The following is an 18470-nucleotide window of genomic DNA, read 5'->3' as shown; positions in this document are numbered from 1 at the left end:
CGCAAATCGGGCGCTTGGCCTCCGGCGGGGTTTCAGCACCCCCGCGTCCCCCGAACGCCGGGACTGCGACAAGCGCGCCTCACCGAGGCTCCACGCGCCCACCCGCCGCTCGACCACCACCCCTCAACGAGCGCTTACGCGCCCACCCACTCATCGGTCCCGTCCGAGAACGTCTGGTGTTTCCAGATGGGGACATCGCGCTTGAGGACGTCTATCAGCTCACGGCAGGCGTCGAACGCGTCACTCCGATGGGCGCACGCCACCGCCACGACCACCGCCAGGTCGCCGATCGCCAGCTCACCCACCCGGTGGACGGCGGCCAGCGCCCGCACCGGGTATTTCTCCGTGATCGCCTCGGCCGTCCGGCGCAGCTCGGCCTCCGCCGACGGATGGCTCGAATAGCCCAGGCCGTCGACCGCCGCACCGCCGTCGTGGTCACGCACCGTGCCGACGAACAGGGCGGTGCCCCCGGCGGCGGCGTCACCCACCGCCGCGAAGACCTCGTCCAGGGAGAGAGGGGTGTCGCGGATCGCCAGCAGACGGATCGGGTCCGGCCCCGTCCGCTCACCCGGATGGTCGTCACTGATGCCCATGCACTCATCGTGCCGCACCCCACTGACAACCCGGAAAACACCCCCACCCCGGCCACCGGCCCCGGGCGGCACGGCGGGGGCTCCCGGCCCGCCTCCGGGTCGCTACATCCGCCGCCGGGCCTTGCGGGCCCGCCGCACCAGCGCCGCCGTGCCGAGGAGCGCGACCGTCGCACCGGCGGCACCCGCCGCCGTGGCGTCCTTGCGCCCCAGCCGGCGGCCCGCGACCGTGTGCCGGCCCTCGACCTCCTCCAGGAGGGCGGCCAGCACCTCCTCGTTCGTCCACTGCGGCCGCCAGCCCGCGTCGTGGAGCCGGCTCACGCTCACCACCCACGGGTGCATCGTGTACGCGAGGTCACCGGCGGGTGACGGCGTGAGCCCGATGCGGTGCAGCCGGGCGGCCGCGCCGAGGGCCACCGCCGACGGCAGCTCCATCCGCCGGATGCCGCTCAGCTCCTCGACCTCGTCCTGTTCCAGCCAGCCGTCGCAGCCGACCGCCAGCTCGCCATCGACCTTCTCCAGAGCGGCGTACTCCAGCGCGCTCACCAGGTCCTCGACATGGCAGAACTGCCAGGTGGGGCGAGATCCGGCCACGACCAGCAGCCGAGGCGACTCGAAGTAGCGGGTCAGCGCGGTGTCGGTGCCCCCGACCAGGACAGCGGGCCGGACCACCGTCACATTGAGCCCGGGGTGGGCGCGCGGTGCCCGGCGCCCCAGACGTTCGATCTCCAGCAGGTCGCCGACGCCGGTGGCCTCGGCCGTGGCCCGCAGCTCCGCGTCCTCGGAGAGCGGGATGTCGTTCTCCGGCAGCGCCCCGTAGACCATCGCCGAGGTGCACAGGACCACCCGCCGCACCCCGGCCGCCGCCGCGGCGGTGAGCACGGTCTGCGTTCCGCGTACGTTGTACGCGGTCCGGGCGGCGGCGTCGGTCTCCAGGTCGAGATCGAGCGCCAGGTGCACCACGACGTCCGCGCCCCGCAGCTTCTCGGCGATCGCCGGGTCGCGGACATCGAGGATGTGCCACTGCGCCTCGGAGACCTCGCCCCGGCGCTCGTCGATCGCGACCACCTGCTTGACCTCGTCGGACGCGGCGAGCCGGCGCGTCAGGAGATCACCGACGCCGGTGGCGGCGCCGGTGACCGCGACGACGGGCCCACGTCCTTTGGGCCCGCCGCCGGGCGACGGGGTCGATCGGTTTCGCGCTCCGCGAACCTGTGGATCTGGGGAACTCACCAGGGGTCTCCAGCGGTTGTCTTCAGTACATGGGCGCATGACGCGTACGTACCAGGTGGCGTCCATCCTGCCCCAGGCCACGAGTCGGCGGAGCACCGAGCCCACAGGCGGGCGCGGATGTCTACGCTGGGGTGTGTTGTCGGGCATTCGCCGCCGGCAGGAAGCCGGCGGCCCTACGAGCCGAGGAAACCCGTGAGTGACACCCCATTCGGATTCGGCCTTCCGCCGGAGGAGCCGGAGAACGGCGACGAGGGCAAGAAGAAGGATCCCGCCGGCGGTGGCCACGGCGCCGGCGGCTCCACCCCGGCCAATCCCTTCGGATTCGGCCCCGGGAGCGGCGGCGGGGACAATCCCTTCGCCGCCATGTTCGGGTCGCTGAACCCCAATGACCTGGGCGCGGCCTTTCAGCAGCTCGGCCAGATGCTGAGCTATGAGGGCGGCCCGGTGAACTGGGACATGGCCAAGCAGATCGCCCGCCAGACCGTCTCCCAGGGCACCGCGGACGGCACCAAGGACGAGAGCGTGGGCCCCGCCGAGCGGACCGCCGTCGAGGAGGCGCTGCGCCTGGCCGACCTCTGGCTGGACGGGGTGACCTCGCTGCCGTCGGGCGCGAGCACCGCCGTCGCCTGGAGCCGCGCCGAGTGGGTCGAGGAGACCCTGCCCGCGTGGCGCCGGCTGGCGGACCCGGTCGCCGAGCGCGTCGGCATGGCCATGGGCGGTGTGCTGCCCGAGGAGATGCAGGCCATGGCGGGCCCGCTGATCGGCATGATGCGGTCCATGGGCGGCGCGATGTTCGGTCAGCAGATCGGGCAGGCCGTCGGTGTGCTGGCGGGCGAGGTGGTCGGCTCGACCGACATCGGTCTGCCGCTCGGCCCCGCCGGCAAGGCCGCGCTCCTCCCGCTGAACGTGGCCGCGCTGGGCAAGGACCTCGGTGTGCCGAAGGAGGAGGTCCGGCTCTACCTGGCGCTGCGCGAGGCCGCCCACCAGCGGCTCTTCGCCCATGTGCCGTGGCTGCGGTCGCATCTGTTCGGTGCGGTCGAGGGCTACGCCCGTGGCATCACGGTCGACACGCGCAAGCTGGAGGACGTGGTCGGGCAGTTCGACCCGACGCATCCGGAGCAGTTGCAGGAAGCACTCCAGCAGGGCATGTTCCAGCCGGAGGACACCCCGGAGCAGAAGGCCGCGCTGGCCCGGCTGGAGACGGCGCTCGCGCTGGTCGAGGGCTGGGTCGACGCGGTGGTCCACGAGGCGGCCGCATCCCGGCTGACCTCGGCCGGAGCCCTGCGCGAGACGCTGCGCAGGCGGCGTGCCTCCGGTGGCCCCGCCGAGCAGACCTTCGCCACGCTGATCGGTCTCCAGCTGCGTCCGCGCCGGCTGCGGGACGCGGCACGGCTGTGGGCCTCGCTCACGGACGCGCGCGGCGTGGACGGCCGGGACGCCCTGTGGGAGCACCCGGACATGCTGCCGACCGCCTCCGACCTGGACGACCCGGACGGTTTTGTCCACCGGGAGCACCTGGACTTCTCCGAGCTGGACCGGATGCTCGGTGAGGCGGCGTCCCAGGGCTCCGCCGGTGGCGCGGCGGGCACGGCGGGCACACGGTCCGCAGACGACGCCGGCGCTGATGCTGATGCTGGTGCTGATGCCGACGACGCCAAGGGCGGCGAGGGGCCGCAGGACGGCCAGGAGCGCGGCGACGGCGACGAGGGCAAGGGTGGATCCGGCCGGTGAGCCTGCACGAGGACGCCGTACGGACGCTGAAGGAGTACGACGGCGCTGCGCCGGACCAGGACGAGCTGCGACGGCTCTATCTGGACCATCTGGCGGCGTACCCCGACGGCATGTGGAAGGCCTGCGGTGAGGGGCATCTGACGGCCAGCGCCCTGGTCGTCGACCCGGAGCGCGGGCGGGTGCTGCTGACGCTCCACCGCAAGCTGGGGATGTGGCTCCAGATGGGCGGCCACTGCGAGCCCGGGGACCGGACACTGGCCGACGCGGCGCTGCGCGAGGCCGGCGAGGAGTCCGGTATCCGGGGTCTGACCCTGCTGGACGGCGGCCCGGTGCGGCTCGACCGGCATCCGATCCCGGCGCCCTGCCACTGGCACCTGGATGTGCAGTACGCGGCGCTGGCCCCGGCGGGCGCGGTGGCGGAGATCAGCGACGAGTCGCTGGATCTGCGGTGGTACGGATACGACGAGGTGGCGGGCGTGGCCGACGAGTCGGTCGTACGGCTGGTCGAGCGCACCCGGGCGGCGCTGGACCGGACGGCGGCCCGCTGAGCCACGCCGGTGTGCTCAGGATGCGGGGCGGTCCCTCCAGGGGGGCCGCCCCGCTCCCGTTTCCCAGTCAGGTCCGGGGTCTCGCGTCTCAGGTCCGGGCTCCTGTGTCTCAGGTCCAGGAGTTGCCCGGGTTGCGTCCGTCGTTGCCGAAGCGGCCGCGCAGCCCTTCGCCGATCCGCGCGTGCTGCGGCGGCAGCACCTCGCTGGGCTGGACGAGGGCGAAGCCGTGGCCGAGGAAGCTCAGCTCCCAGCCCTCCCCGGTGGATCCGCGCCGCCGGTGGACGGGGGCGGAGTGCGTCTGCGCCTGCATCTGCACCCGCAGCGCCGTCGACCAGGCGACGATCGCGTCCGCGTCGACGTTGACCGATGTCTCCGGGGTGATCCGCATCATCAGCGGCAGGCCCGAGGTCATCAGGGCGACCCGGCCCCGGCCGCTGATGTTCAGCTGGTGCTTGCCGGAGCCGGAAATGCCGTACTGGCTGTCCACGGCGATCAGCTCGGTGTGCAGCGCGGCGTCGAGCGCGAGGACGTAGTCGCTGTCGACCGTCAGACCCTCCGGGTCGACGTCCACGACATGGATGTGCTGGGCGAGGTTGGCGAGAAAGACGGTGCCCTGCCCGGAGCAGCGCATCAGCTCCAGCTTCTCACCGGCGCGCCGCCGCTCCCCGCGCCGGAAGGACGGCTCGTACTCGCCGTCGAAGTCGATCATCCCCTGGTAGGCGACCATGGCGCCCTTGCGGGCGAGTACGTCGTCGCCCTGGAGGGCGACCCTCAGCAGCTGGGGGTTCTGGAGCACATAGCGTCCCTGGGACTGCTGCTCCGCGTGGTGAAACAGTGCGCTCTGCATGGTGGTGTTCCGCTCCCCCTCAGCCCTGGATCCGCAGCCGGTCCGAGCTGTCCTCGCTGGGCTGGACGACGACGATGCCCTGGCCCGAGAAGGCCAACTGGTACGCCTCCCCGCTGCCGCGCCCAACCAGCGACGACGCGGTGAAGCTGCGCTTCCCCTTCACTTTGAGCTGCGGTGACCAGGCGACGAGTGCGTCCGGGTCGACACAGGTCTCGTCCTCGCCCCGGCCGCAGTCCACGACGATCGGGATGCCCCGGGAGGTGAGGGCGAGCCAGCCGGTGCCCGCGATCTGTACGTTCCACAGGCCCTGCCCGGCCAGTTTGGCCGGCCCCTTGACCCGTTCGACGCCCCACTGGAGGTGCGCGTCGAAGGCGAGCACGTTGGTGCCGTTGACCGAGATCGCGTCGTTGTCGAGGTGGATGACGACGACGTCGGCGCCGTAGTCGGCGAGGTAGAGCACGCCGTCGCCGGAGCACTTCATCACCGGCGCGCCCTCCCCGGAGATCCACTGGGCGGCGGCCTGGCGGGCGGCGGGCGGATTCGGCTCGTACTGGACGAAGCCCTCGTAGGACACGATCGACCCGGTCCGCGCGAAGAGGTCGTGGCCGGTGGCCATGGCGACCTTCAGCATGGTGCTGCCGTGGTTCTCCATCCGGGCCGTCAGGGGGGTGGGGGCGTAGCCCGCGAGTTGCTGCTGTTCCATTGCTACCGGCTCCCTCAGACCTCGTAGGGCTGGACGACGACGAAGTTGCCGGGCGCTCCCCGGAACTGGAGGTTGACCGTCTCCCCGCTGTGCCCGGGGTAGGCGCTGCGGCGCAGCCCGACCTGGCTGGAGAGGATCACCTGGGCCCCCGCCGACCAGGCGACGACCGCGTTGGCGTCGGCGAAGGTGCTCGGGGTGACGGGCAGGACGACGGGGGTGCCCCGGGTCGTGACGACGACGGTGCCGGTGCCGGTGAACTGGAGGGTGAACAGGGCGCCGCCGGGAATGCCGTGGCCCTCGATCCGGCGGATCTCGTGCCGCAGGCTCTCGTCGAAGGCGAGGACGTTCGCGGCGGAGACGCAGATGCCGTCGCCCTGGAGTTCGATGGCGTGCAGATGGGCGGCGTCCTGGGCGAGGAAGACCTGGCCGCGGCCGGTGCAGCGCATCAGCTGGAGTTCCTGGCCGGTGGCGCTGCCGAGCCGGGCGCCGAGGAGTCCGGCGCTCTGGTGGGAGAAGTCGACCTTGCCCTGGTACATCACCATGCTGCCCTGGCGGGCGAGGACGGCAGGTCCGCCCCTGGCCAGCTCCACCCGCATGAGCTGGTGGTTCTGTGCGGCCCAGCGCTCGCCTGCGGGCGTCTCCCGGTAGGGCTGGAGGGCGGCCCGCAGGCCCGGGCCGTGCGCGGGGAGGCCCTGGGGGATGCCGGCGGCCTGGGTCGGGAAGGCCCCTGGGGGCTGTCCGTAGGGGGCCGGGGCCGGCTGTCCGAAGGGCGGCGGAACGACCGGTCCGGGGGCCCCGCCGAATTGTGGCGGAGGTACGGCCCCGTACCCCGGCGCAGGTGTCTGTGTCTGTGTCGGTATCGGTAGCGGTGCCGGTGCCGGTGGCCCGGGCGGCGGCGCCATCGGGGCGGGGTACTGCGCCGGTACGGGGAAGGGCGGCGGCGCGGGCGGCGCAGGGGGCGCAGGGGGCGCAGGGGGCGTGGGCGCCACCGGAGGAGTGTGCGGCGCAGGAGGAATGGGGAGCGCGGGAGAAGTGGGGGGTACGGGAGCCACCGGCGGGACCGGGGCCGCCGGGGCGCCGGGTATCGCGAACGCGGGCGGCGCGGCCGCGGCCTGGGCGGGCGGCGCGAACGCGGGCACCGTCCCCGGGCCGGGTGCGGCGGGCTGTTCCTCGGCGACCTCGCCGCCGAAGTTCTTCAGCAGCGCGTCGAGACCGCCGTCGAAGCCCTGCCCGACGGCCGCGAAACGCCACACGTCCTTCCGGTAGAAGTCCCCCAGCATCACCGCGCGCTCGGTGCTGAACTCGGCCCCGGTGAAGGGATAGCGGACGACTTCCTCACCGCCGGCCACGATCCGGAGGTAACCGGAACCGATCGCGGACATCTGCCCGGGGCCGTCGATGGTGGCGGTGAAGGAAAGCCGGTGCACATGGGCGGGAAGCCGGTCCAGGGTGACCCGGAAGGACTCGGTGTCACCGGCTTGCGGGCCGAGAAGTCGAATGGACTCTTCCGGCGACGCGGGCTGATTGAAGAAAATGAAGTACCGGTCGTCCGAGAGCCGCTCTTCGGCATCGAGCCCGAAGCAGCTGATGTCGAATACCAGTCCCGGTGCCGAGATCTGAACCCCGACATACAGATCGGTTCCTGCCGTCAGATCGCTGATCCTGGCCTTGTGGCCGCGTTGGAATTCCCTGGCCATGTGCTGCGCCCGTCCCCCATCCGTCGATCACGTCCGCGCCAGGCTAACCGCTGGGCAGGACACCGGGCCAAGGGCCGGACGGGCCCTGGGACACATTCGGTACACGCCACGGCGCTCCGGTCCGCGGGGCCCGGCCGGAGGCTCCGGGCCCGGTGCGGCGGCCGGGCACGGGTGCGCTGCGGCGGTGCTCCGTGCCCGGGTCCGTCCCGGTGCGGTCACGCTCCGTCGGGCGGCGTGGGGTGCGGCAGCCGGGCCGCGGCGACGACGCCCTCCAGATATCCACGGGCCCGCTCGGTCCGGGGATACGCCTCCAGCAGCCGCCAGAAGCGCGGTCCGTGGCCGGGGACCAGCAGATGCGCCAGCTCGTGCAGGAGGACGTAGTCGACGACGTACTCGGGCATGCCCTGGAGCCGGTGCGAGAGGCGGATACTGCCCTCCGCGGGGGTGCACGAGCCCCAGCGGGTGTTCTGGTTCGTCACCCAGCGCACGGACGCGGGGGTGGCCCGGCCGCCGAGGTACTGCGTGGACAAACGCTCGGCGCGCTCGGCCAGTTCCCCGTCGCCGAGGGTCCGTCTGCTCTCCTGGGCGGCGAGCTTGTCGAGCATCACGCCCACCCAGCGCTGCTCCTCCGCCTCGGACATCCGCGCGGGGATCAGCACGATCGTCCGGTCGCCCTCGCGATAGGCGGATACGGTTCTGCGGCGGCGCGCGCTTCTGCGGACCTCGACCGCGCTTGTCATCGATCGGCGGGGCGGCCGGGGCTGGGTCTGCCCCGTGACGCTGGGGGACGGCTCGACGGACACGCCCCGACGTTACCCGGTGACCGTGGAATAAGTCCCGCCCCCGGTTCGGTTCCCCCGGGATCCATCATGATCCATTCCCTGGCCACCCTATTCATATGACTAATGCGGGCTCCTGTGGACAACTTTCCACGCGGATCGTGACGGCCGTGCATTCTTCATCCATCGGCATGCGTCGGCGGACACCGGCATCCATCGGTGTCCATCGGTGGATGCCGGTGTCCGGCACAGGACCGGCGGGGGCACGGTGCCGGTGAACCAGGTTCGGAACGACGACGGGGGTAGGGAAATGCATCCCATGCTGAAGCCGGCACTGCGGCGGGCCTGGCGGGAGCGGCAGAGCGTGCAGTTCGGGGTGACGGGACCGGTCGCGGTGACGCTCGGCCCGGTGGACACGGCGACCGGCGCGCTCCTGGAGCTGCTCGACGGCACCCGGGGGCTGCCGCTGCTCCGGGAGGAGGCCCGCTCCCTGGGGCTGCCGGACGGACAGCTGGACGCCCTGGTGGGACGGCTGACGGCGGCGGGGCTGCTGGACGATGTCACCGCAGGCGGCCCGGAGGCCGAGGCCCTGCGCCGCAGGACCGGGGCGGTCGACCGGCTCCGGCCCGATCTGGCGGCGCTCTCCGTGGTCGATCCCGCACCGGGCGGGGGGCTGCGGCGGCTGGTGTCCCGGCAGGCGACGCGGGTCCAGGTCCGGGGCGCGGGCAGGGTCGGGGCGGCGGTGGCGGCGCTGCTCTCCGCTTCGGGCGTGGGGCGGGTGGAGGTGGTCGAGGGCGGACACACCGAGCCCTGGGACGTGGCTCCCGGCGGCCTTCCCGCGGAGGCGGTCGGCGAGCGGCGGGACACGGCGGCCCGCAGGCTGGTGCGCGCCGCCGCCGTCCTGCCGGCCAGGGCCGTGGCGGCCGGCGGCCGGGGGCGCGGCGCCGGTCCCGGCAGTGGGTCGGCAGGAGCGGTGGCGGCGCGGGGCCCCGGTGGAGCGCGCCGGGGGGAGCCGGGGCTCTCGCTGGTCGTGGTCTGCCCGCGCGACGGGCTGGCCGCCCACGCTCCCGACCCGGCGGCGGCAGCGGACTGGATCGCCACCGGGACACCCCATCTCTACGCGGGCGTGATCGAGGCGACGGGGATGGTCGGCCCGCTGGTGCTGCCCGGCGGGACGGCGTGCGCGGGCTGTCTGGACCGGGGCCGGGCCGACCGGGACCCGGGGTGGCCCCGGCTGGTGGCACAGTGGCGGTCGGGTGGCCGCAGGGCCCCGGTGCCCGCCTGTGATCTGTCCCTCGCCACGGCCGTCGCGGGAACGGCGGCGGCCCACGCGCTGTCCTTCCTGGACGGGGAGTTGCCGGTCAGCGCGGGTGCCCGCTGGGAGGTCTCGCTGCCCCTGCTGGACTGGCGGAGGGAGCGGATCGCCCCGCACCTCGACTGTTCCTGCGGGGCGGTGGGGAAAAGTGAGGGGCAGGACACCCCCGGTCGCGCCCGTTCGCACGAGACAATGGCCGGGTAACCGCCGTCGACGGAGCAAGGCCCGTCGGGGCGCCACGGGCACGGCCGACTGGGACATGGAGGGGCATATGTCTGATCTTCCCCGGAAGGCGGTCACCCGGACCGCCAAGTTGGCCGCTCTGCCACTGGGGTTCGCCGGCCGCGCCACCTGGGGGCTCGGCAAGCGGATCGGCGGCAAGTCCGCCGAGATCGTCGCCCGTGAGCTGCAACAGCGCACCGCCGAACAGCTCTTCAAAGTGCTCGGGGAGTTGAAGGGGGGCGCCATGAAGTTCGGTCAGGCGCTGTCCGTCTTCGAGTCCGCGCTGCCCGAGGACATCGCGGGCCCCTACCGCGCCGCGCTCACCAAGCTCCAGGACGCGGCACCCCCGATGCCGACGCGCACGGTCCACGAGGTGCTGGCCGAGCGGCTGGGCGAGGAGTGGCGGGAGCTGTTCCTGAATTTCGAGGACAAGCCGTCGGCCGCCGCGTCCATCGGCCAGGTGCACCGCGCGGTCTGGCACGACGGCCGCGAGGTCGCGGTGAAGGTGCAGTACCCGGGCGCGGGGGACGCGCTGCTCTCGGATCTGACGCAGCTCAGCCGGTTCGCCAAGCTGCTGGGTCCGCTGATTCCGGGGATGGACATCAAGCCCCTGATCACCGAGTTGCGCGACCGGGTGGCGGAGGAGCTGGACTACGCGCTGGAGGCGGAGTCCCAGCGGGAGCACGCGGCGGAGTTCGCGGACGACCCGGATGTCCTCGTGCCGGATGTGGTGTTCCACTCCGATCAGGTGCTGGTGACCGAGTGGATCGACGGGATCCCGCTGGCCGAGGTGATCTCCCAGGGCACCGAGGAGCAGCGGAACCGGGCGGGTCAGCTGCTGGCGCGCTTCCTCTTCTCCGGGCCCGCGCGGACGGGGCTGCTGCACGCCGACCCGCACCCGGGGAACTTCCGGCTGCTGCCCCTGGAGGACGGCACGGGCTGGCGGCTGGGCGTGCTGGACTTCGGCACGGTGGACCGGCTGCCCGGCGGGCTGCCGCTGCCGATCGGCGAGTGTCTGCGGCTGACGCTGGACGGCCACGCCGACGCGGTGTACGAGCTGCTGTGCGACGAGGGGTTCGTCAAGCAGGAGATCGAGCTGGACCCGGACGCGGTGCTGGAGTATCTGCTGCCCATCATCGAACCGGCGGAGGTGACGGACTTCACCTTCACCCGCAGCTGGATGCGGGCGCAGGCGGCCCGTATCGCGGACATCCGCTCGCCCGCGCACCAGCTGGGCAAGCAGCTCAATCTGCCGCCCTCGTACCTGCTGATACACCGGGTCACCCTGAGCACGATCGGGGTGCTCTGCCAGCTGAACGCCACGGTGCGGCTGCGGGAGGAGTTGGAGACCTGGGTGCCCGGCTTCCTGTGGGCCCCCGAGGACGACGGAGACGACGGGGCCGACGAAACAGGGGCAGCCGGGGAAGCGGCCGGAGCGGAGGTGGCGGGCGAGGCGGGCGGTTCACCGGCGGCCGTGGACCTCGCGGGCGCCGAAGACAGGGCGGGCCCCGGAGACATCGCGGATGCCGGGGCCGACGATGCCCACGGCGGGGCGGCCACCGCGAAGGACGGTGGGGCCGGGGGTGTCGATGGCGCGCGGCCCGGGGCCGGGGCGGTGAGCGCGAAGGCCGGGCCGGTCAGCGGTGAGGACGGCCCGGTGGGCGAAGCGGTGGTGGCGGACCGGGCCTGAGCCTGTCCGGGCCGCCGGTCCTCCGGCGCGGGCGCCCGCGCCGGTGCCGGCCCCGGTCCCCGGGCGGAGCCGGGGCGGGGCGGCGGGCGGCCCCGGCCGGAGCGGCCGGGGCTACCACCAGGCGGAGTCGAGCCTGCTCTCGATCGCGCGGAGATTGGCGCGGGCGCACTCGTCGCAGAAGTAGCGGCGGGTGTGGTTCTCCACCGAGCAGGTCCAGGTGGGCGGGGTGCCGTCCACGGCGGCGGTGCCGCAGCGGGAACACACGGTGCCCTCGGCGCCCGGGCCCACGGGGTGGGGGGTCTGCTGCTGGTCCACCCTGTGACGATACCCCCCGGGGGAGCCTTCGGCGGGGGAACGCACCGCTGGGGCAGGTCCGGACGGACCTGCCCCGGGGGCAGTGGCCTGCCGTCAGTTCATGACGGCCATGGCCAGCGCGCGGCGGGCGCGCATCGACACGCGCTCCGCGCGGCGCTGCATGCGGCGCGCGGTCACCAGGCGGACCGCCCGGCGTTCGATGTCGGCTTCGCGCAGGCGATCGTGCATATGCGCACGAGCCAGGGCTTCTGGGATGAGTTGCATTTCGCGGGTCCTGTTCTGACGCGAGGCGTTCGCGCCCATGGTGGTGACGACTGGGGTGGCGGAGCCGGCGGGCTCGCTCAGGGAAGTGGGCATGGGGGCCTGCTTCTGGGGATCGTGCGTGAAGGGGTTGTCGATGGTCCCGATGGCGCTCATGCCGCGACCGGGTTCTTGCGCGGGCGGCCACGCGGCCGCTTCCGGGCGACGACGACACCCTGGACGAACAGCTCTCCGCCCCAGACGCCCCACGGCTCACGCCGCTCCTTGGCGCCCGCGAGGCAGGCCGCCATCAGCGGGCAGGTGCGGCAGAGCGACTTGGCGTACTCGACGTCCGCGGGGGACTCGGCGAAGAAGACCTCGGGGTCGTACGAACGGCAGGGTACGGGCGTGCCAAGGCTCTCGATCGCGTCGTCGAGAGCGGTGAGCGAGGTGAGCGCGGTGAGCGCGGTCAAGGTGGAGTCCTCCGTGGGCGCGGGCGGGGTGATGATCTCGGAAGGCGGTACGGACGGGGCGTGCGCTTCGAGTTGCACGGTGGTGTATTCCTCGTCTTGTCGGTCCGGCCGATCGGCCGGTTGGTGGTCCCCCGGGCGGGCCGGGGGGCTGGTACCGGGTGCTGCTGTCCCGAGGCCCCTTCGCTCTGCTCCCCGATGAGGGCAAACAGAAGGGCCGCGGATCCCGAGTGGGGTTCCGCGGCCCTGAAGGCGCCGGCCTGATCACCTCAGGCTGGATCACTCCAGGGTTCGAGCCCACGGAAGGCCCACGTCTTGTGGTTCTGGTCGTGCTGCGTGAATCCGGCACCGGTCGCCGCAAAGGCATAGGTGGGAACCTGTGCCGCTGCCACTACTGCTTCCAGTGCCTTGGTCGGTCGCTCGATCCGCTCCAGGACGGGAAGGCCGCCCAGAGGCCGCAGGGCTGCCTCGGTCATGGCACCGGACACACCGGTGGCACGGAACGAAGCGGCGAGGCCGAGCGAGACGGAGAAGCCGAGCGAGCAGGCGGAGGCGACGACCGGGCGATCGGTCATTTTGACGGACTGGTCAAAGCTGATGATGTTGCTGATCACTGGACTCGCCTCCTCTCGGCGTCTCGGGGGGTCGGACGGGCCGACCGCTGGTATTCGGATAAGTAGAGCACGGGGACAGGGCTTCGGAGAAGCCCGCTGTTCCCGTGGTTAAGAACCTATGGGGGATGTCGGGGCCTGCGCAAACTATTTTTCCGACGAGTTCGTCTCAGTCTTCCGCGGCGGGCTCCGCGACCCCCTCGTCCAGGTCCTGACCTGCGCAGATGGCCAGTACATCGGCGCCGAAGCGCTCCAGCTTGCGGCCTCCCACACCGGAGATGCCGGACAGCTCCCCCTCGTCGGCGGGGACGGCCTCCGCGATGGCCATCAGCGTCTTGTCGGTGAACACGCAATAGGCCGGCTGGCCGAGTTCGCGCGCCTGGCCGGAGCGCCACTCCCGCAGCCGCTCGTACAGTCCCTCGTCCATGTCGGAGGGACAGTCCTCGCAGCGCATCAGCTTCATCTCACCGGCCTCGGTGAGCGTCTTGCCGCAGACCCGGCAGAGGGCCGGGCCCCGGCGGCGGCGACGGCTGCCGCGCTCGGTCCCGCCGGCGCCACCGGCGGCACGTGCGCCGGCCGGGGCGGAGCCGGGGCGCATCCCGTTGAGGAAGCGTGTGGGGCGGCGGGAGGCCCGCCCGCCCGGGGAGCGGGAGAGCGCCCAGGAGAGCGAGAGATGGAACCGGGCCCGGGTGACCCCCACATAGAGGAGCCGGCGCTCCTCCTCCACCTGCTCGTCGGTCTTGGCATAGGTGATGGGCATCATGCCCTCGGTCAGCCCGACCAGGAAGACCGCGTCCCACTCCAGGCCCTTCGCGGCGTGCAGCGAGGCCAGCGTGACGCCCTGGACGGTCGGGGCGTGCTGGGCGGCGGCCCGCTCGTCCAGCTCGGTGACGAGGTCGGCGAGGGTGGCCGAGGTGCGGACGCGGGCGAAGTCCTCCGCGAGCCGCACCAGCGCCGCCAGGGACTCCCAGCGGTCCCGCACCGCGCCCGAGCCCGCGGGCGGCTCGGAGCTCCAGCCCTGGGTCGAGAGCACGGCGCGGACCTGTGCCGGAAGGTCCTCGGCGTCGTCGAGCAGGGAGTCGTTGCCCCCGGCGCGGGCCGCTCCGCGCAGCGCCACGCCCGCCTCCCGGACCTCCTGGCGCTCGAAGAACCGCTCGGCCCCGCGCAGCTGGTAGGGGACCCCGGCGTCGGCGAGGGCCTGCTCGTAGACCTCGGACTGGGCGTTGACCCGGTAGAGCACGGCGATCTCGCCCGCCGGGACCCCGGCGTCGATCAGCTCCCGGATGCGGCGGGCGGTGCCCTCGGCCTCCGCGGGCTCGTCCGGATACTCCGTGTAGGCCGGCTCGGGGCCGGCCTCGCGCTGCGAGACCAGCTCCAGCCGGTGCTCGGCGGCCCGGCCCCGGGCCTGGCTCAGCAGCCCGTTGGCGAGGTGGACGACCTGCGGCGTCGAACGGTAGTCCCGGATCAGCTTCACCACGGTGGCGGACGGGTGGCGGGTGCGGAAGTTCAGCAGGTGGTCGGGGGTGGCGCCGGTGAAGGAGTAGATCGTCTGGCTGGCGTCCCCGACGACGCACAGGCTCTCCCGCTCGCCCAGCCACAGCTCCAGCAACCGCTGCTGGAGCGGGCTGACGTCCTGGTACTCGTCGACGACGAAGTGCTGGTACTGGCGGCGGATCTGGTCGGCGATGTCGTGCCGGTCCTGGAGGATGCCGACGGTCAGCAGCAGCACATCCTCGAAGTCAATCACCGCGCGATCGCGCTTCAGCTGCTCGTACATGCCGTAGATCTGGCTGATTTCCGCTGGGTCCCGGGGGGCGTCCCGCAGGGACTTCGCGACCGCCGCCGGATAGTCGGCGGGCACCGTCTGCGTGACCTTCGCCCACTCGATCTCGCTGGTGACATCGCGCAGCTCATTGCGGTCGAGCCGGATCCGGCAGCGGGCGGCGGACTCGGCGACCAGCTGGATCTTCCGCTCCAGCAGCCGGGGGACGTCGCCACCGACTACTTTCGGCCAGAAGTACTGGAGCTGGCGGAGAGCAGCCGAGTGGAAGGTGCGCGCCTGCACACCGCCCGCGCCGAGCTGGCGCAGCCGCCCGCGCATCTCTCCGGCCGCCCGGTTGGTGAAGGTGACGGCCAGCACACTCGCGGGCTGGAGTATCCCCGCACGGACGCCGTAGGCGATGCGGTGCGTGATCGCCCGCGTCTTGCCCGTGCCGGCACCCGCCAGCACACACACCGGACCGTGCAGGGCCGTGGCCACTTCGCGCTGCTCCGGGTCGAGCCCGTCGAGCACCGCGTCCGCCGACTCGGGGACCTGCGGGAAAAGAGAGGAGTGCGTTGCTGCTGTCACCCCGCCATGCTGCCAGGTCCGGCGGGGCCGGCGCGGCGGTTGTCCACAGCCGGGGCATCCCGGTCGTACAAATCACTCCCGGGGGTGACGCCGGGTGACCCCGCCCACGCCCTGGGAGAGCGTGGCCGGGCCCGGACCCGATTGCGGGAATGGTGTCCGGACCTCGTGCGTTCTCTTCGATGCCCCCGCACTGTGCGGGGGCGGACACCTGCGGTGAGCCAGCGAAGGAGCCGGAAGACGATGTCGGGCACTGTGACGATGTACAGCACCACCTGGTGCGGATACTGCCGCCGGCTGAAGAGCCAGATGGACCGCGAGGGCATCGCGTACACCGAGATCAACATCGAGCAGGACCCGGAGTCCGCCGCGTTCGTGGAGAAGGCCAACGGCGGCAACCAGACCGTGCCGACGGTCCTGGTCGTCCCGGCGGGCGGCGGCGCGGACGTCGTCATGACCAACCCGAGCCTGGCGCAGGTGAAGCAGGCGCTCAGCGCCTGACCCCGACAGCGGGCGACCCCCGGCGGCCCTGCGGCCGACCGGGGGTCCGGTGCGTCCGGAGCGGGCCGCCCGGGACAGGCCGCCCGGGACGGACCCGCAAGCGTCGCGGGCCCGCCCCAAAAGGCCGGTGCCTCAGGTGCGGGGCCGGGCGCGCGGCAGGGGCTCCCCGTACCAGCCCTCGATCAGCCGGGCCGCGATGGAGATCCCGTACGGCGGCAGCACCTCGCCCGAGGCGAAGGCCGCCCGCAACTCCTCCCGGGAGAACCAGCGGGCCTCGTGCAGCTCCTCCCCGTCCACAGTGATCCGCGACGACGTGGCGCGGGCCGTGAAGCCCAGCATCAGGCTCGACGGGAACGGCCAGGGCTGGCTGGCCACGTACGCGACCTCGCCGACCTCGACGCCCGCCTCCTCCCGTACCTCGCGGCGCACCGACTGCTCGACGGACTCGCCCGGTTCCACGAACCCGGCCAGCGTGGAGAAGCGGCCCTCCGGCCAGTGCACCTGCCGCCCCAGCAGCGCCCGGTCCTCCTCGTCGGTGACCAGCATGATCACGGCCGGGTCGGTCCGGGGGTAGTGCTCGGCGCCGCACGCCTGGCAGCGGCGGACGTGCCCCGCCGCCGCGATCACGGTCCGCTCGCCGCAGCGGGAGCAGAACCGGTGCAGGCGCTGCCAGTTCTCCAGCGCCACCGCGTGCACCAGCAGGCCCGCGTCCCGGGGGGAGAGCAGCTGCCCGGCCTCCCGCAGCCCCGCCGGGCGGGCGGACTGGTCCATCCGGCCGGGCAGGGAGTCCTTCTGGAGGGCGAAGTAGCGCACCCCGTCCTCGTCGGTCCCCAGGAAGTAGCGGTGGGTCTCGGTGACGGGTGCCTCGAACGTCGGCGTCATCACCAGTTCGGTGCGCCCGTCAGGGGTGTCGTCGATCAGCGCCTGGCCCCCGCTGACCACGAAGACCCGGGTGGTGGGGTGGCTCCACGCCGCCGCCAGCCACGCCTCGTCCAGCCGGTGGTGCGCCTCGCGGTCGATCCCGCTGGGCTCGGTCAGGGTGACGGGCGGCGGCGCGCTGAGGCCGGTGGCACGGTCCGCTGTGACATGGCCGTAGGTGCTCACGTACTTCCAACTCCCCGGTGGATCGGGTCTCGGTTCGGCGGTCGGTCAGCCAAGGGCTCGTTCACGTTCAGCCGAGGGCTCGTTGCGTGCGGCCGGGGTCCCGGCCGGTCGGCCGGGACCCGCTACGGCCGGCCAAGAGCCCCGGCAAGGTCGTCCCAGAGGTAGGCGGCCGTCTCCACGCCCTTGAGGAGCAGATCCAGCTCGACCTTCTCGTTCGGGGCGTGCCAGCCGTCGGACGGGACGGAGATGCCGAGGAAGAGCACGGGCGCGCCCAGCACGTCCTGGAGGTCGGCGGCGGGACCCGAGCCCCCTTCCCGGGTGAACCGGATCTTCCGCCCGTCGAAGGCGCGGCTCATCGAGCGGACGACGGAGCGCAGCGCGGGGTGGTCCAGCGGCGTGAGGCAGGGGCGGGTGGCCGCTCCGAAGGTGAGGCTGTAGCGGATCCCCTCGGGGACGCGCTGGGCCACCCACTGGCTGAACGCGGCCTCGATCCTCCCCGGGTCTTGCCCGGCGACCAGCCGGAACGACAGCTTCAGCGTCGCGGACGAGGGGATGATCGTCTTGCCGCCGGGGCCCTGGTAGCCGCCGCCGATGCCGTTGACCTCGGCCGTCGGGCGGGCCCAGACGCGCTCCAGGGTCGAGTAGCCGCTCTCGCCGAGGGTGCCGTGCGACTGGGCGGTGGCCAGCCAGTCCCCCTCGTCGAAGGGCAGCTCGGCGAAGAGCGCCCGCTCGACGTCCCCGAGCGGGGTGATGCCGTCGTAGAAGCCGGGGACGGTGACCCGCTCCTCGTCGTCGTGGAGCGCGGCCACCAGCCGGGCGGCGACGGTCGCCGGATTGGGCACGGCACCGCCGAAGGAGCCCGAGTGGATGTCCTGGTCCGGCCCGTACAGCTCGATCTCGCAGTCCGCGAGGCCGCGCATGCCGGTGCAGACGGTGGGGGTGTCCTCGGACCACATGCCGGTGTCCGAGACGATCACGGCGTCGGCGCGCAGCCGCTCCGCGTTGGCCTCGACCAGCTCCCGGAAGTGCGGTGAGCCGGACTCCTCCTCGCCCTCGACCAGCAGCTTGAGGTGGACGGCGGGCGCACTGCGGCCGGTGGCGGCGAGGTGCGCCCGGACCCCCAGCGTGTGGAAGAAGACCTGGCCCTTGTCGTCGGCCGCGCCCCGGGCGTACAGCCTGTTCCCCACGATCTCGGGCTCGAACGGGTCGGTGTGCCAGCCGTCCTCACGGGCGGCGGGCTGCACGTCGTGGTGGCCGTAGACGAGGACGGTCGGCGCGTCCGGGTCGTCCGAGGGCCACTCCGCGAACACCGCGGGGGCCCCGGCCGTCGGCCACACCTCGGCGACCGGGAAACCGGTCGCGGTCAGCCGCTCCGCGAGCCAGTCGGCGCTGCGCCGTACATCCGCGTCGTGCTCGGGCTGGGCCGAGACGGAGGGGATCCGCAGCCACTCCACGAGGTCGTCGAGGAAGGCGGCGCGGTGCTCTTCGATGTACTGGCGGACGGCGCTGTCCGGGGTGTCGCTCATG

Annotated in this window: 18 protein-coding genes; 5 read left to right on the top strand and 13 right to left on the bottom strand. The window is 73.0% G+C overall.

Going from position 1 to position 18470, the window contains the following annotated elements; genetic code table 11:
- Nucleotides 1-134: 134 nt before the first annotated feature.
- Entirely contained in the window at nucleotides 135-593 is a 459-nt protein-coding gene (locus SYYSPA8_RS09705; RefSeq protein ID WP_323446621.1) for a molybdenum cofactor biosynthesis protein MoaE, read from the bottom strand.
- Between the two features lie 102 nt (nucleotides 594-695).
- Nucleotides 696-1823, bottom strand: coding sequence for an SDR family oxidoreductase (locus SYYSPA8_RS09700; protein ID WP_323446620.1), 1128 nt, complete (start codon nucleotides 1821-1823; stop codon nucleotides 696-698).
- Between the two features lie 192 nt (nucleotides 1824-2015).
- Here SYYSPA8_RS09700 and SYYSPA8_RS09695 point away from each other — a divergent pair, with 192 nt between their 5' ends.
- Complete coding sequence (locus tag SYYSPA8_RS09695; protein ID WP_323446619.1) at nucleotides 2016-3554, top strand: zinc-dependent metalloprotease; 1539 nt, start codon at nucleotides 2016-2018, stop codon at nucleotides 3552-3554.
- Nucleotides 3551-4102: an NUDIX hydrolase gene (locus SYYSPA8_RS09690; RefSeq protein ID WP_323446618.1), complete on the top strand. Its 552-nt coding sequence runs from the start codon at nucleotides 3551-3553 to the stop codon at nucleotides 4100-4102. Before SYYSPA8_RS09695 ends, SYYSPA8_RS09690 begins: the two co-directional genes overlap by 4 nt.
- Before the next feature lie 109 nt (nucleotides 4103-4211).
- Here SYYSPA8_RS09690 and SYYSPA8_RS09685 read toward each other — a convergent pair whose 3' ends face one another.
- The 4 genes from SYYSPA8_RS09685 to SYYSPA8_RS09670 form a co-directional block, all read right to left on the bottom strand.
- Complete coding sequence (locus SYYSPA8_RS09685; RefSeq protein WP_323446617.1) at nucleotides 4212-4949, bottom strand: AIM24 family protein; 738 nt, start codon at nucleotides 4947-4949, stop codon at nucleotides 4212-4214.
- Between the two features lie 19 nt (nucleotides 4950-4968).
- Entirely contained in the window at nucleotides 4969-5652 is a 684-nt protein-coding gene (locus SYYSPA8_RS09680) for an AIM24 family protein (protein WP_323446616.1), read from the bottom strand.
- A gap of 14 nt (nucleotides 5653-5666) precedes the next feature.
- Entirely contained in the window at nucleotides 5667-7349 is a 1683-nt protein-coding gene (locus tag SYYSPA8_RS09675) for a TerD family protein (RefSeq protein ID WP_323446615.1), read from the bottom strand.
- Between the two features lie 215 nt (nucleotides 7350-7564).
- A complete protein-coding gene (locus SYYSPA8_RS09670; RefSeq protein ID WP_323446911.1) occupies nucleotides 7565-8089 on the bottom strand; it encodes a M48 metallopeptidase family protein in 525 nt (174 codons plus the stop codon).
- A gap of 349 nt (nucleotides 8090-8438) precedes the next feature.
- Between SYYSPA8_RS09670 and SYYSPA8_RS09665 the strand changes: the two genes are divergently transcribed.
- Both SYYSPA8_RS09665 and SYYSPA8_RS09660 read left to right on the top strand, forming a co-directional pair.
- Nucleotides 8439-9647, top strand: a complete 1209-nt coding sequence (locus SYYSPA8_RS09665; RefSeq protein ID WP_323446614.1) for a ThiF family adenylyltransferase — start codon at nucleotides 8439-8441, stop codon at nucleotides 9645-9647.
- 67 nt (nucleotides 9648-9714) lie between these two features.
- A complete protein-coding gene (locus SYYSPA8_RS09660) occupies nucleotides 9715-11355 on the top strand; it encodes an ABC1 kinase family protein (protein WP_323446613.1) in 1641 nt (546 codons plus the stop codon).
- A gap of 111 nt (nucleotides 11356-11466) precedes the next feature.
- Here SYYSPA8_RS09660 and SYYSPA8_RS09655 read toward each other — a convergent pair whose 3' ends face one another.
- The 5 genes from SYYSPA8_RS09655 to SYYSPA8_RS09635 form a co-directional block, all read right to left on the bottom strand.
- Entirely contained in the window at nucleotides 11467-11670 is a 204-nt protein-coding gene (locus SYYSPA8_RS09655) for a hypothetical protein (RefSeq protein ID WP_323446612.1), read from the bottom strand.
- Between the two features lie 93 nt (nucleotides 11671-11763).
- Complete coding sequence (locus SYYSPA8_RS09650; RefSeq protein ID WP_323446611.1) at nucleotides 11764-12087, bottom strand: hypothetical protein; 324 nt, start codon at nucleotides 12085-12087, stop codon at nucleotides 11764-11766.
- Nucleotides 12084-12461: a WhiB family transcriptional regulator gene (locus tag SYYSPA8_RS09645; protein ID WP_323446610.1), complete on the bottom strand. Its 378-nt coding sequence runs from the start codon at nucleotides 12459-12461 to the stop codon at nucleotides 12084-12086. Before SYYSPA8_RS09645 ends, SYYSPA8_RS09650 begins: the two co-directional genes overlap by 4 nt.
- A gap of 188 nt (nucleotides 12462-12649) precedes the next feature.
- Complete coding sequence (locus SYYSPA8_RS09640) at nucleotides 12650-12994, bottom strand: hypothetical protein (RefSeq protein ID WP_323446609.1); 345 nt, start codon at nucleotides 12992-12994, stop codon at nucleotides 12650-12652.
- A 166-nt stretch (nucleotides 12995-13160) separates the two neighbouring features.
- A complete protein-coding gene (locus SYYSPA8_RS09635; RefSeq protein WP_323446608.1) occupies nucleotides 13161-15341 on the bottom strand; it encodes an ATP-dependent DNA helicase UvrD2 in 2181 nt (726 codons plus the stop codon).
- Nucleotides 15342-15581: 240 nt separating this feature from the next.
- Between SYYSPA8_RS09635 and SYYSPA8_RS09630 the strand changes: the two genes are divergently transcribed.
- The gene (locus tag SYYSPA8_RS09630; RefSeq protein WP_323446607.1) at nucleotides 15582-15839 is read left to right on the top strand and encodes a mycoredoxin; all 258 of its coding nucleotides are present in this window, start codon (nucleotides 15582-15584) and stop codon (nucleotides 15837-15839) included.
- Between the two features lie 132 nt (nucleotides 15840-15971).
- Here the strand turns inward: SYYSPA8_RS09630 and nudC are convergent, their stop codons facing one another.
- Nucleotides 15972-16943, bottom strand: a complete 972-nt coding sequence (gene nudC / locus SYYSPA8_RS09625) for an NAD(+) diphosphatase (protein ID WP_323446606.1) — start codon at nucleotides 16941-16943, stop codon at nucleotides 15972-15974.
- A gap of 122 nt (nucleotides 16944-17065) precedes the next feature.
- A complete protein-coding gene (locus SYYSPA8_RS09620) occupies nucleotides 17066-18469 on the bottom strand; it encodes a dipeptidase (protein ID WP_323446605.1) in 1404 nt (467 codons plus the stop codon).
- Nucleotide 18470: the final 1 nt, after the last annotated feature.

Source organism: Streptomyces yaizuensis (genome assembly GCF_034961445.1).
GTDB classification, from domain to species: domain Bacteria; phylum Actinomycetota; class Actinomycetes; order Streptomycetales; family Streptomycetaceae; genus Streptomyces; species Streptomyces yaizuensis.
The sequence above is the reverse complement of the archived record's forward strand: the minus strand, read 5'-3'. Positions and strand labels throughout refer to the sequence as shown.

Bases quoted from the DNA above. Each gene is read 5' to 3' on its own strand.
- SYYSPA8_RS09670 (WP_323446911.1), bottom strand. From the start codon at position 8,089: ATGACAAGCGCGGTCGAGGTCCGCAGAAGCGCGCGCCGCCGCAGAACC.
- SYYSPA8_RS09630 (WP_323446607.1), top strand. From the start codon at position 15,582: ATGTCGGGCACTGTGACGATGTACAGCACCACCTGGTGCGGATACTGC.
- SYYSPA8_RS09705 (WP_323446621.1), bottom strand. From the start codon at position 593: ATGGGCATCAGTGACGACCATCCGGGTGAGCGGACGGGGCCGGACCCG.
- SYYSPA8_RS09660 (WP_323446613.1), top strand. From the start codon at position 9,715: ATGTCTGATCTTCCCCGGAAGGCGGTCACCCGGACCGCCAAGTTGGCC.
- SYYSPA8_RS09685 (WP_323446617.1), bottom strand. From the start codon at position 4,949: ATGCAGAGCGCACTGTTTCACCACGCGGAGCAGCAGTCCCAGGGACGC.
- SYYSPA8_RS09620 (WP_323446605.1), bottom strand. From the start codon at position 18,469: ATGAGCGACACCCCGGACAGCGCCGTCCGCCAGTACATCGAAGAGCAC.
- SYYSPA8_RS09650 (WP_323446611.1), bottom strand. From the start codon at position 12,087: ATGAGCGCCATCGGGACCATCGACAACCCCTTCACGCACGATCCCCAG.
- SYYSPA8_RS09680 (WP_323446616.1), bottom strand. From the start codon at position 5,652: ATGGAACAGCAGCAACTCGCGGGCTACGCCCCCACCCCCCTGACGGCC.
- SYYSPA8_RS09675 (WP_323446615.1), bottom strand. From the start codon at position 7,349: ATGGCCAGGGAATTCCAACGCGGCCACAAGGCCAGGATCAGCGATCTG.
- SYYSPA8_RS09665 (WP_323446614.1), top strand. From the start codon at position 8,439: ATGCATCCCATGCTGAAGCCGGCACTGCGGCGGGCCTGGCGGGAGCGG.